This window comes from Seonamhaeicola algicola, assembly GCF_007997385.1.
Lineage (GTDB): Bacteria > Bacteroidota > Bacteroidia > Flavobacteriales > Flavobacteriaceae > Seonamhaeicola > Seonamhaeicola algicola.
On record NZ_VOSC01000005.1, the window covers coordinates 188,547 to 200,878 of the forward strand.

Annotated in this window: 10 protein-coding genes; 7 read left to right on the top strand and 3 right to left on the bottom strand. The window is 32.5% G+C overall.

Annotated elements, in window-relative coordinates; translation table 11 throughout:
- Positions 1-61: 61 nt before the first annotated feature.
- The 4 genes from pfkA (at position 62) to FUA26_RS00855 (ending at position 4,313) form a co-directional block, all read left to right on the top strand.
- Positions 62-1,048 carry a 6-phosphofructokinase gene (gene pfkA, locus FUA26_RS00840; RefSeq protein ID WP_147130521.1) on the top strand — a complete coding sequence of 329 codons (987 nt, stop codon included), beginning with the start codon at positions 62-64 and terminating at the stop codon, positions 1,046-1,048.
- A 22-nt stretch (positions 1,049-1,070) separates the two neighbouring features.
- The gene (gap, locus tag FUA26_RS00845; protein WP_147130523.1) at positions 1,071-2,072 is read left to right on the top strand and encodes a type I glyceraldehyde-3-phosphate dehydrogenase; all 1,002 of its coding nucleotides are present in this window, start codon (positions 1,071-1,073) and stop codon (positions 2,070-2,072) included.
- 77 nt (positions 2,073-2,149) lie between these two features.
- Positions 2,150-3,010 carry an N-acetylglucosamine kinase gene (locus FUA26_RS00850; RefSeq protein WP_147130524.1) on the top strand — a complete coding sequence of 287 codons (861 nt, stop codon included), beginning with the start codon at positions 2,150-2,152 and terminating at the stop codon, positions 3,008-3,010.
- Between the two features lie 79 nt (positions 3,011-3,089).
- The gene (locus FUA26_RS00855) at positions 3,090-4,313 is read left to right on the top strand and encodes an ATP-binding cassette domain-containing protein (RefSeq protein WP_147130526.1); all 1,224 of its coding nucleotides are present in this window, start codon (positions 3,090-3,092) and stop codon (positions 4,311-4,313) included.
- Here FUA26_RS00855 and FUA26_RS00860 read toward each other — a convergent pair.
- On the bottom strand, positions 4,306-5,346 hold the full coding sequence (locus FUA26_RS00860; protein WP_147130528.1) for a GMP reductase: 1,041 nt from the start codon (positions 5,344-5,346) through the stop codon (positions 4,306-4,308). The genes FUA26_RS00855 and FUA26_RS00860 overlap by 8 nt on opposite strands.
- Before the next feature lie 151 nt (positions 5,347-5,497).
- On the opposite strand from FUA26_RS00860, the gene FUA26_RS00865 reads away from it, so the two are divergent.
- Complete coding sequence (locus FUA26_RS00865) at positions 5,498-6,880, top strand: response regulator (protein WP_186826829.1); 1,383 nt, start codon at positions 5,498-5,500, stop codon at positions 6,878-6,880.
- A gap of 5 nt (positions 6,881-6,885) precedes the next feature.
- On the opposite strand, the gene FUA26_RS00870 is transcribed toward FUA26_RS00865, so the two are convergent.
- Both FUA26_RS00870 and FUA26_RS00875 read right to left on the bottom strand, forming a co-directional pair.
- Positions 6,886-7,266, bottom strand: coding sequence for a Rid family detoxifying hydrolase (locus FUA26_RS00870; RefSeq protein WP_147130532.1), 381 nt, complete (start codon positions 7,264-7,266; stop codon positions 6,886-6,888).
- A 6-nt stretch (positions 7,267-7,272) separates the two neighbouring features.
- Positions 7,273-9,990: a putative LPS assembly protein LptD gene (locus FUA26_RS00875; protein WP_317131279.1), complete on the bottom strand. Its 2,718-nt coding sequence runs from the start codon at positions 9,988-9,990 to the stop codon at positions 7,273-7,275.
- A gap of 152 nt (positions 9,991-10,142) precedes the next feature.
- Here FUA26_RS00875 and FUA26_RS00880 point away from each other — a divergent pair, with 152 nt between their 5' ends.
- The gene (locus FUA26_RS00880; protein WP_147130534.1) at positions 10,143-11,267 is read left to right on the top strand and encodes an N-acetylmuramoyl-L-alanine amidase family protein; all 1,125 of its coding nucleotides are present in this window, start codon (positions 10,143-10,145) and stop codon (positions 11,265-11,267) included.
- A 126-nt stretch (positions 11,268-11,393) separates the two neighbouring features.
- The gene (locus tag FUA26_RS00885; RefSeq protein ID WP_147130536.1) at positions 11,394-12,329 is read left to right on the top strand and encodes an MlaD family protein; all 936 of its coding nucleotides are present in this window, start codon (positions 11,394-11,396) and stop codon (positions 12,327-12,329) included.
- The last annotated feature ends 3 nt before the right edge of the window (positions 12,330-12,332 follow it).

Here is a 12,332-nt window from a genome sequence, read left to right on the forward strand (position 1 = left end):
CTAAAAGCTATGTTTTTTTGGTTTTTGTTTATAATTTTACAAGCAAATACAAATAAAGTATATGCCAAATAGAATTAAAAAAATAGCAGTTTTAACTTCTGGAGGAGATTCACCTGGAATGAATGCAGCTATACGTTCTGTGGTTAGAACATGTGCCTACCATGATGTAGAATGTATTGGTATCTACCAAGGATACCAAGGTATGATTGATGACGAGTTCACTGCCTTAGATGCGCGTAGTGTTAAAGGTATAATTAACAAAGGAGGTACGTTTTTAAAATCTGCACGCTCACAAGAGTTCCGTACTAAAGAAGGAAGAGAAAAAGCACATAAAAACCTGTTAAAACATAACATTGATGCCTTAGTAGTTATTGGTGGTGATGGTTCTTTTACAGGAGGTTTAGTGTTTAACCAAGAGTTTGGATTTCCAGTAATAGGAATACCAGGAACAATTGATAATGATATTTACGGTACAACACATACCTTAGGTTTTGATACCGCTTTAAATACCGTTGTTGATGCCATTGATAAAATTAGAGACACAGCAAGTTCGCATAACAGATTATTTTTTATTGAAGTTATGGGGCGTGATGTAGGCCATATAGCACTAAATGCTGGTATTGCTGGTGGTGCCGAAGAAATTTTAATTCCTGAAGAAGATTTAGGATTAGACAGACTTGTAGATTCACTTAACAAAAGCAGAAAATCTGGTAAAACATCAAGTATTGTTGTAGTTGCCGAAGGTGATAAAATTGGAAAAAACATATTTGAATTAAAAGAATATGTAGACCAAAATATGGAAGGATATGATGTACGCGTATCTGTTTTAGGGCATATGCAACGTGGCGGAGCACCATCATGTTTTGATAGAGTTTTAGCAAGCCGTATGGGCGTAAAAGCAGTAGAGTCTTTACTTGAAGGTAAAACTAATTACATGGTTGGTTTGTTAGATAGTAAAATGGAACTTACACCTTTAGAAAAAGCCATTAAAGGAAAAACAAAAATAAATTTAGAATTATTACGAGTGTCAGATATAATGACTACTTAAAACACTTATTAAATAAGAGATTATGTCAAAATTAAAATTAGGAATTAACGGATTTGGTAGAATTGGTAGAATTGCATTTAGAGTTGCAGCTTCTAGACCAGATGTTGAAATAGTAGCAATTAACGATTTATTAGACGTTGAACACTTAGCATATTTATTAAAATACGATTCTGTTCACGGAAGATTTAACGGAACTGTAGATATTAAAAACGGTAACTTAGTTGTAAACGGTAACGAAATTAGAATTACTGCTGAACGTAACCCAGAAGATTTAAAATGGGACGCTGTTGGAGCTGAAGTAGTTTTAGATTGTACTGGTATTTTCACAACTTTAGATAAAGCACAAGCACACATTAAAGCAGGTGCTAAAAAAGTAGCAATTTCAGCACCATCTGCTGATGCACCAATGTTTGTAATGGGTGTAAACCACGATAAAATTACAGCTGCAGATACTATTGTATCAAATGCATCATGTACTACCAACTGTTTAGCGCCTTTAGCTAAAGTAATTAATGATAACTTTGGTATTGTTGAAGGTTTAATGACAACTGTTCACGCTACAACAGCAACTCAAATGACTGTTGATGGGCCTTCTAGAAAAGACTGGAGAGGTGGTCGTAGCGCATTAGCTAACATCATTCCTTCTTCTACAGGTGCAGCAAAAGCTGTAGGTAAAGTAATTCCTGAATTAAACGGAAAATTAACAGGTATGGCATTTAGAGTACCAACTCCAGATGTTTCTGTTGTAGATTTAACTGTAAGAATTGAAAAATCTGCTTCTTGGGATGACGTTAAAGCTGCTTTAAAAAATGCTTCTGAAAACGAATTAAAAGGTGTGTTAGGTTACACTGAAGAGTCTGTAGTATCTCAAGACTTCGTTTCAGAATCATTAACAAGTGTTTTTGATGCTGGTGCAAGTATTGCTTTAAATGACAATTTCCTTAAGTTAGTATCATGGTATGATAATGAGTTTGGTTATTCAACTAAATTAATTGACTTAGCACAACACATAAGCAAAATTTAATTTTCAATAATAATTTAAAAACTCCACAGAAGGTGTAAAAACCCATTAACTGTGGAGTTTTTTGTATATTTAAGTCTATGATTTTAATTGTTGATAGTGGTTCTACAAAATCAGATTGGTTGGCTGTAGACAAGCATGGAAATAAACTTTTAGAAAAAATTAGAACCCAAGGGCTCAATCCAGCTATTTTAAGTGAAAAAAAGCTGTACAAAACAATTAATAAAAGTGAAGAGCTTTCTAGTAATAACGAAAAAGTAACACACATATTTTTTTATGGCGCTGGTTGTGGTACTGAAAAACCAAGGTTAGCGCTTAAAGGTGTTTTAGAGGATTTTTTTCCTAATGCCGAAGTATCTGTAAACGAAGATACCTTAGCAGCAGTGTATGCAACCATAAATAACCCAACTGAGGCCGCCGTAGTTTGTATAATGGGCACAGGCTCAAATTGTAGTTATTATGATGGTAAGGCGCTACACCAACGTGTAAACTCTTTAGGTTATACATTAATGGATGATGCCTCAGGTAACTACTACGGTAAACAATTAATAAGAGATTATTACTTTAATCATATGCCTGAAAATGTAAAAGTTGCATTTGGTGCTAAATATAATTTAGAGTCTGATTTTATAAAATATAACCTTTATAAACAACCCAACCCAAATGCTTATTTGGCAAGTTTTGCAGAGTTTATGTTTTTACATAAAGACTCAGAGTACACAGTAAACTTAATAAAAAACGGTATACGTGTATTTGCAAAAAACATGATTATGCAGTTTAAAGAAGAACTAAAAACTGTTCCTGTACATTTTGCAGGTTCAATAGCCTATTTTTCTCAAAACGAAATTAAAGAAGTTGCAGCTGAAATGGGTTTTAACGTTGGTAACTTTGTAAGAAGACCAATTGATGCTTTAGTACCATTTCACACTGAAAATTTATAGTAAAAATATACAATAAAATATAAAGCCTTTAAGCAGTAACATTATTGTTTAAAGGCTTTTTAGTAACCAATAATTACGTATGTTAAAAACGCATGTAGCCATTTACATTACTAGTAACAATAATAAACAATTACTTTTAAATAATATACTTTCAGGTGAACTCTTACCCAACTTGAAACCTTTAAAAGGTGCAGTTTTTTCAGAATATGTAATTAATAAACATATTGATTTAGAAAGACGTTATGGGCATGTATTTATAACTGCGGCTAATAAAAATAGTTTAGCTCACGCATCTGAAGGTGAGCGTAAAAAAGCATTATTGCAGCATATAATTTCAAACAAGCCAGAATATATAATTGCCGATAATATTTATGGAAATTTAGATGTTGAAACTCAAAAAAATATCAAATTACTTTTTCATAAATTAAATAAATCAACAATAATTATTCAAATTACAAACCGGCTACAAGATGTTTTAAGTTTTATAGACACTGTTTTTCAATTTTCAGAAAATACATTAAAACCCTTAATACACACTGAAGATGAAAAAAATACTAAAAACTACTTTATAAATACCTTGCCAAAACCACACAAACCAATAGTATTACAAACTAAAACACTTGTAAAGTTTGAAAATGTATCAGTAGCATATTTTGATAGGATGATTATTAAAAATATAAATTGGGAAATTAATCAAGGTGAATTTTGGCATTTAAAAGGCGCTAATGGTTCAGGAAAAAGTACCATTTTATCATTAATTTCAGGTGATAACCCTAAAGCTTACAATCAAAATATTTATCTCTTCGGAAACAAAAAGGGTAGTGGTGAAAGTGTTTGGGATATAAAAAAACAAATTGGTTTTTTTGGTTTTGATATGCTTAGAGGTTTTAAAAAACACGAAAGCATTGAAAATATGATTTTGTCTGGGTTTTATGATTCTGTAGGCCTATATAAACATCCAAACGAATCTGAAATTGCAATAGCACAACAATGGTTAGCGCTTTTAGGAATGAAAAGTATAAAAAGCAAAAGTTTTCAAACATTATCATCGGGTCATAAACGTTTGGTTTTAATAGCCAGAGCTATGGTAAAGCATCCACCATTGTTAATTTTAGATGAACCAACTAATGGTTTAGATGATACTGATGCACTTATGTTTACAAGCTTAATAAATAAAATAGCTACAGAAACAAACACAGCAATACTGTATGTGTCGCATAGAGAAGAAGCAGGCTTAAAACCAGATTTTATTTACCAACTATCTCCAAGCAAAACTGGCTCTACAGGAAAACAAATTATTTAGAGTATACTGTATTTTCTTGTTCAGCAACTCTTATAAATGTGGTACGCTTAGTAAGTTCTTTTAAACGTTGTGCACCAACGTAGGTGCAAGTACTTCTTAAACCACCTAAAATGTCTTGCAATGTAGATTCTACAGCACCACGATAGGGCACTTCAACAGTTTTACCTTCACTAGCTCTGTATTCAGCAACACCGCCAACGTGTTTTTCCATGGCTGTAGCAGAACTCATGCCGTAAAATTGCCTGTAGGTTTTGCCATCTTTTTCAATGGTTTGTCCGCCACTTTCATTATGGCCGGCAAGCATGCCTCCAAGCATTACAAAATCAGCACCAGCACCAAATGCTTTGGCAATATCACCAGGTATGGCGCAACCACCATCGCTAATTATTTGTCCGCCTAAACCATGTGCAGCATCAGCACATTCTATAATAGCAGAAAGTTGTGGGTATCCAACGCCAGTTTTAACTCTTGTAGTACAAACAGACCCTGGGCCAATGCCAACTTTTACAATATCGGCGCCAGATAACAGTAATTCTTCAACCATTTCGCCAGTAACTACATTACCAGCAATTATTACTTTATCAGGATATTTTTCACGGGTTTGTTTTACAAAATCTGCAAAATATTCTGAGTAGCCATTGGCAACATCAATACATATAAATTTAAACTGCGGGTTATACTTAATTATTTCTGCTAGTTTAATAGAATCTTGCTGACTAATGCCTGTACTAATAGCCACGTAATTGGTGTAACTTTGTGGTAAATTAGCTGAAAACGCATTCCAATCGGCAACAGTGTAGTGTTTATGTATTGCGGTAAATAATTGTTTGTTAGCTAAGGCGTTAGCCATTTCAAAAGTGCCAACAGTATCCATGTTTGCAGCCATTATGGGTATGCCAGACCAAACTAAAGGGCTGTGTAAAAATTTAAATGTTCTTTCTAAGTTTACTTCCGATCTGCTTTTTAAAGTAGATCGTTTAGGGCGAATCATAACATCTTTAAACCCTAATTTAATCTCATATTCTATACGCATTATTACTTAAATTTTCTCTAAATAAAAGTACAATAATTTATATTATTATGGCATCTTTACAAAGCCTAATAGCGCTATTATTTTGATATTTGTTATATTTATAAATATGTTTGCCTAACTCTTACATTAAATGAATATTCTCCTAAAATTTATGAGATCTAATACCAAAAAGGTATTGTCTTTTTTAATTTTTGCTTCTATAGTTTTAATCCTTTTTTTAGGATATACTTTTCTTGAAGGTTTTTTAGATGCTAAAATTATTGTAATTACGCTTTTTGTATTAGCAATTATTCAGGTATTTACGCTTCAGTATTTTTTTAAAAATCAATTAAAAAACGATTTTAATAGAAGTAATTTATTAACTCGAATTAAAGAATTAAAAAGTGCACTTGATGAAAGTGAAAAATTAGCCGACCACAAATCTATTTACTTAGAAAACATGAGTTACGAGGTTAGAACACCGTTAAGTACCGTTATGGGAATGCTTAATATGCTCATGCAAACAGAATTAAATACAGACCAACAAGCACAGGCTGAAATAGCACTTTACTCATCAAAATACTTGTTGCAATTGGTAGACATGGTTACTAATAACGCTAGTGTTGATACTGGTAGCTTGCAATTAAATGAATCGGCTATAGATTTAAAATTAGATCTTACACGTTTATTTAAGGTTTTTGAATACCAAGCATGGGAAAAAGGCTTGGAGTTTGAGTATAAATTTTTATCAAAAGAAACCGATAAGTTTTTGGTAATGGGAGATTCCGCGCGCATTCAACAAGTTTTAATAAACTTAATTAACAATGCCATAAAATTTACTAATTCTGGAAAAATATCGGTAATTGTAGACCAATCAGTAGGTATTGATAATGAGCAAATAATAACATTTTACATAAAAGATACCGGTGTTGGTATGCACCCGCATGAGGTTAGGCGTATTTTTAAGAATGCCGAAAATTCTAAACAAAGCACATCGGCGGCAGATTACAGAGGTGGCGGTATTGGTTTGTCAATTTCGCACCAATTAGTGCATGTTATGGGCGGTGAGCTTAAATTAGAAACCAAAGAGAATGAAGGTTCTACATTTTACTTCAGTTTGCAGCTTAAAAAAACATTGAATATTAAAAATGAAGCTGATAATTTTAAACCAATATTAAACAATAAATTTAATGTTTTAGTTGCTGAAGATAACCGAATGAACCAAAAGGTTATTAAGTTTTTATTAGAACGTTTAGGAGCCGATTGTACCTTTGTAAAAAACGGTTTAGAAGCATTGGAACTTTATAAAATTTTAGATTTTGATATGGTGTTTATGGATATTTATATGCCTGACATGGATGGTTATGAAGCTACACAATTAATACAAAAAACTGAAAAATATACTAAAACTAAAACACCTGTAATAGGCGTATCAGCTAGTGCTTTTGAAGCAGATATTAACAAGGCTAAATTGGCAGGTATGGATGCCTTTTTAGCTAAACCAATTGAACTTGATAAGTTAAAAGCGTTGCTTATACAATATGCAAAAAAGTAAATAGGCTATTTAACAGCTATCATACTAATTTCTACATTAACATTTTTTGGTAGTTTAGCAACTTGCACAGTTTCTCTTGCAGGCGCTGTAGCTTCATTAAAATAGCTTCCGTAAACCTCATTTATAGTATTAAAATCATCCATATTACTTATAAAAATTGATGATTTTACAACGTTTTCAAAAGTCATGTTAGCCGCTTTTAATACGGCTTCAAGGTTTTGCATTACTTGTGTTGTTTCTGCTTTTATATTGCTTAAAACAAGTGTGTTTGTTTGTGTGTTAATGGCTATTTGCCCAGAAATATAAAGCGTGTTGCCACTTAAAATAGCTTGATTGTAAGGCCCAAGTGGAGCAGGAGCGTTTGGTGTAGTTATAATTGTTTTCATGAGGTTTTATAATTGTTGGTCTGGTTGTCTGCGTTTTTCGTATTTAAGATCTTTTAAAATACTAGATTTTATTCCAATAAAGAAATTCCAAGAGGTTCTATCGCTAAACGGAATCCAACTGAAATTCATATTCCAACTTTCTAAATCTCTTTGAAATCTAAATTGCGTGTATGTAAATCCTTGGTTTTTAATATCGTAACCAGATGAAGCGCCTATAGACCATTTGCTTGTTAACTCAATATCACCTGAAAACATAAGTGAGTGCGATGAAATTTCATTTTGCCTTCGGGAATTTGCATAATTTACAGCGTAGGCTAAACGCACATTCCAGGGTATTTTATGATTAAAGAATTTTGATGGTTCTTCATTGTCATCTTTATTACCCTTTTTACTGTCTTTATTATTTTGGTATTCGTTTATTTGTTCGTTTGAAAAATCCATGTTTTTGGGTAAAAAATCTTCTGGATTATCACTGGCGACATTGTTACTTTTGTCTTTTCCTTTGTTTTTATTTGATAAAGACCAACTAGCTGTTAAATTGGCGCTTGTAAGCCTAAATAAACTGCCGCCATTATCAATGTTAAAAGTATTAATACGTGTGTTATTGTTATCTAGCGCGTAAGGGTCTAGTGTAGCACCAAAGTTAATACTCATTTGGTTTTGAAAAAGCTGTGTACTACCACTAACACGCACCGGACTCCATTGTAATGAGTCTGCAGCAAAATTATAGGCCGATGAAAAGTTTAAACTATTTAATAGTTTGATTTTTTTAGGTTCGGTGGCTGTACTGTCACGGTCTTTAACTTTAGCTTCAAAGTTATTAGCTAAAGAAATACCCATTGAGCTTGAAAAGTTTTTATTTGGCGCTCCAAAAATAGCATCTTCAAACCTTGAAAATTCAACATCTCTGGTGGTTAAACCATCGGCAGTAATAACTTCTTCTTCGTATGTGTTGTAATATTTATCAAAAGCCGGATTAATGTTATAACTAATTGATGGACGCATAACATGCCTTATGGCTTTAAGTTTAGTGTCTTTACCTTCTTTTTCAAAATTAAACATACCGTAAACAGTAGTACCAATACTGGTGCTAAAATTGTATGTTCTGTAAGCATCAAACCCATTTATGGTTTCAACTTCTTCTTCACCTAAAACAGTGTTAAAACGTTTATCAATGGTTTTAAACGTCCAAACCTCATTATAATTTGCACCTGCACTTACACTAAAATGTTTAAATACTTTAAAGTTTGTACTAATAGGAATGGTATGCTGAAAACCAGCACGTGCATCATCAAACATTTCTTTTTTAAAGAAAAGCGAATCTACAGTAGCTATTCTGTTTTCACCTCGCACGTTGTACTGAAGGTTTATATTTTGAATGATACCTTTTTTAGAGCCAGATTTTGAAGCAAACGGATACATTCTACCAACGCTACCTTGAAATGTTGGCAGTGTCATGTTTATAGTTTGTGTGTTGGTATTTTGGCTGTGTGTAGCTGTTAAACTATAATTAACTTGTGGTTCGCCTTCAAATGTTTTAGAATATGAAACCGAAGATGATAATGTGTTTGTTAAATAGTTACTACCAGCATTTATTTGGTTTATAGAGTTTCTGTAATACGTGCTACTACCTAAATTTACCGATGCAGAAAAGCGTGAACTTGGGTTGGCTTTAGAGTCTTGACTATGAGACCAACGTAGGTTGTATATGGTGTTACGGGCATAGTCTGGAAAACCACGCTCACTGGTAATTAGGTTTTCATACCTAAAGGCTAAATTACCTCTAAACCTGTAACGTTTGGCATAGGTGTTTTCTAAACGTAAACCAAAACTTCCGTTGGTATAATAATCGCCTAAAACAGCTAAATCCATATAATCACTTATAGCAAAATAGTAACCACCGTTTTGTAAAAAATATCCTCTATCGTTTTGTTCGCCAAAAGTTGGTATTATAATACCAGATGTGTGTTTTTCGCTTTGCGGAAAAAAGCTAAAAGGTAACCAAACTGGTGTGGGCACATCATAAATATAAATACCTGCAGGCCCTGTAACTATTTTTTTTCCTGGTACTATTTTGGCTTTTAAAAGCCTTATATAATAATCGGGGTCTTCAAGGTTTTCGGCAGTTGTATATTTGGCATTTTTAATAAAATAAACCGAGTCGTTTTCCTTTTTAGTAACTCTAGCAATAACGTTGCCTTCGCCTTGTTCTGTAACAGAATTATAAATTAAAGCTTTTTGAGATTTTGTATTGAAAACAATAGAATCTGGTTCAACTACATTGCTACCTTGTGTAAACACTGGTTTTTGTGTGTAACCTTCAATAGTATCGGTAATGCCGCGTGCGTAAACTGTATTTGTACCATAATCTATAGTGATACTTCCGGCGGTAATATTCATATCGCCATAATCAATTTTAGCATTGTTGTAAAGGTATAATTGCTGTTTTTTATTGTTGAATTTGGTGTAATCTGTAGCACTATACTTTACAATATGTTCTAGTAACTCTTTGGGTTTAACACTATCTGTAACGGTAGTATCAGCAGCTTTTTCGGCATTTAAAGTTTCGGGTTCAGCGGGTTTATTAAGATTAACCACTGTAGAATCTTTAACTGTTGCGCCAATAGATTTACCTTTTTGGGGAATGTCTTGGCTGTAGCTTAACGTGTTAATAAACACTGTAAAACTTAGCGCAAAAAGTATTTTAAAGTTGTTTGTATGCAACGCTTTTAATGTATTTTTGTAAAAGTATGGCTCGGTTTTTGAAATGCCAAAATTACATATATTTTTTGTGTGATTGATTTAAAATTTAAAATAAAAATATTCACAATAAAAAACCAGAGCAATAATTCAATTTTTTAGTTGTTTAAACATTTATGCAAACGTACAGAATATCCTTTTTCGTATTTATAATTTCACTATTAACATTTTCTTTAAACAATGTACAGGCGCAAGCTGCTTCAAATTCATTTGTAATAATGATTGATCCTGGGCATGGTGGTAAAGATTCTGGTACGCCAGGTACAGGACGCTACAAAGCCACTGAGAAAGATATAGCTTTAGATGTGTCATTAGATTTGGGTAAAATGATTGAAAAAAATCTAGATAACGTTAAAGTGCTTTACACCAGAAGTAAAGATGTTTACCCAACCTTAAACGGAAGAACGGTGTTGGCTAACAAAAAGGATGTAGATTTATTTATTTCTATTCACTGTAATGCACAACCCGGAAAAAAAGGTACAGCATATGGCTCTGAAACGTATGTTTTAGGTTTAACTAAAAACAAACAAAATTTAGAAGTAGCGCAACGAGAAAACAGTGTAATTGCTTTAGAAGATGATACTGAGGTTTATAAAGATTTTAATCCTAATTCACCTGAATCTGTTTTAGGACTAATGATTGCCCAAGAAGAATATTTAGACCGCAGTATAAAATTAGCAAGATATATTGAAGATGAGTTTCAAGTAACCGCAAAACGCCGAAGTAGAGGTGTAAAACAAAATATATTTTATGTTTTAGCTTACACATACATGCCTAGTGTTTTAGTAGAACTTGGTTTTTTAACACATAAAAAAGAAGAAGATTTTTTAAATTCTAAAAAGGGAAAAGCGTTAATGACAAAATCATTATACAACGCTGTTGAAAACTATATTAAATACTTCAATTTAAATAAAAAAAGTGTTTCAGTAAGTACAAGTACACCACATGCTGAAACCACAGAAACTGTAGTTGACACTTCTATTGAATATAAAATTCAAATAGCAGCAAGCTCAAAAGCATTAGAAACTAAACCATACAACTTTAAGGGGTTAAGTAGTATTTCGCGCGTTAAAGAAGGTAATTTATACAAATATTTTTACGGTAGCACGCACAACTACAATAGCACAAAAAAATTAGAAGAAGAAGCTAAAAGTAAAGGTTACAAATCTAGTTTTGTTGTAGCTTTTAAAAACGGTAAAAAAATTACTTTAGCCGAAGCCTTAAAAACAACAGCCAATTAAAAATTATTCTATTCAAAATTATTCTAAATTTGCTATAAAAGCTAAATTGTGTTTAATTGCAACATAGTTTGCTTTATATTTATGGCTAAAACAACTGCCCAAAATCAATAAAACTAAACCAACCCAATGAAAATATCTAGAGAAGTAAAAACAGCTTTATTAGTAATATCAGGCATTGTACTGTTAATATTTGGTTTTAATTATTTAAAAGGTCAAAATTTATTAGATAATTCAAGAACGTTTTACACACAATATGACAATGTTGAAGGTTTAACACCTTCAATGCCGGTTACTATTAACGGTTTAATAGTTGGTAAGGTAACAGATATAAGTTTTAAAGGTGATGGGTCTGCAAAATTAAGAGTAACACTTTTGGTTGATAGTGATTATCAATTTTCAAAAAATAGTAAGGCAGAGTTGTATGAGGCTGGTTTAATTGGCGGAAAAGCTGTAGCCATAGTGCCCGCTTTTGATAATGCTGAAAACGCTAAAAATGGTGATAATTTACAAGGCACCATAAAAGCCGGTTTAAGTGAGCTAGTAAACCAAAAACTAACACCATTACAAGAAAGTTTAGGCGGTACACTAGTACGAGCCGAAGAACTTTTAAAAAATATAAATGATGTGTTTGATGCCCAAACAAAAGCTAATTTAAAAAGCAGTTTAGCTAATTTAAATGCGGTGCTTGCTAATTTTAAGCAAACATCTAGTACGCTTGATAATATTGTTACGGCAAATAAAACCAAGTTAAACAATACACTTAGTAATGTAGATAATATTTCGGCAAACTTTTCAAAAATGTCCGATTCCTTAGCAAATGCCAATATTGGTGCAACCGTTGCAAATTTAGAAGCTACTTTAAAAAACTTCAACAATATTTTAGCAAGTGTTGAAAGTGGTAAAGGCTCAATGGGCAAGCTCTTAAAAGAAGATGGTTTGTACAACAATTTAGAAGGCGCCACAGGCGAGTTAGAAGAACTTTTAAGAGATATTAAATTACATCCAAAACGTTATTTTAGAATTCTTTCTAAAAAAGAAATTCCATATTCTAAAGAAAATTAATAG

What these genes read in the sequence shown, in the direction of transcription:
- pfkA (WP_147130521.1), top strand. Translation starts at nt 62, where the DNA reads ATGCCAAATAGAATTAAAAAAATAGCAGTTTTAACTTCTGGAGGAGAT.
- gap (WP_147130523.1), top strand. Translation starts at nt 1,071, where the DNA reads ATGTCAAAATTAAAATTAGGAATTAACGGATTTGGTAGAATTGGTAGA.
- FUA26_RS00850 (WP_147130524.1), top strand. Translation starts at nt 2,150, where the DNA reads ATGATTTTAATTGTTGATAGTGGTTCTACAAAATCAGATTGGTTGGCT.
- FUA26_RS00855 (WP_147130526.1), top strand. Translation starts at nt 3,090, where the DNA reads ATGTTAAAAACGCATGTAGCCATTTACATTACTAGTAACAATAATAAA.
- FUA26_RS00860 (WP_147130528.1), bottom strand. Translation starts at nt 5,346, where the DNA reads ATGCGTATAGAATATGAGATTAAATTAGGGTTTAAAGATGTTATGATT.
- FUA26_RS00865 (WP_186826829.1), top strand. Translation starts at nt 5,498, where the DNA reads ATGAGATCTAATACCAAAAAGGTATTGTCTTTTTTAATTTTTGCTTCT.
- FUA26_RS00870 (WP_147130532.1), bottom strand. Translation starts at nt 7,266, where the DNA reads ATGAAAACAATTATAACTACACCAAACGCTCCTGCTCCACTTGGGCCT.
- FUA26_RS00880 (WP_147130534.1), top strand. Translation starts at nt 10,143, where the DNA reads ATGCAAACGTACAGAATATCCTTTTTCGTATTTATAATTTCACTATTA.
- FUA26_RS00885 (WP_147130536.1), top strand. Translation starts at nt 11,394, where the DNA reads ATGAAAATATCTAGAGAAGTAAAAACAGCTTTATTAGTAATATCAGGC.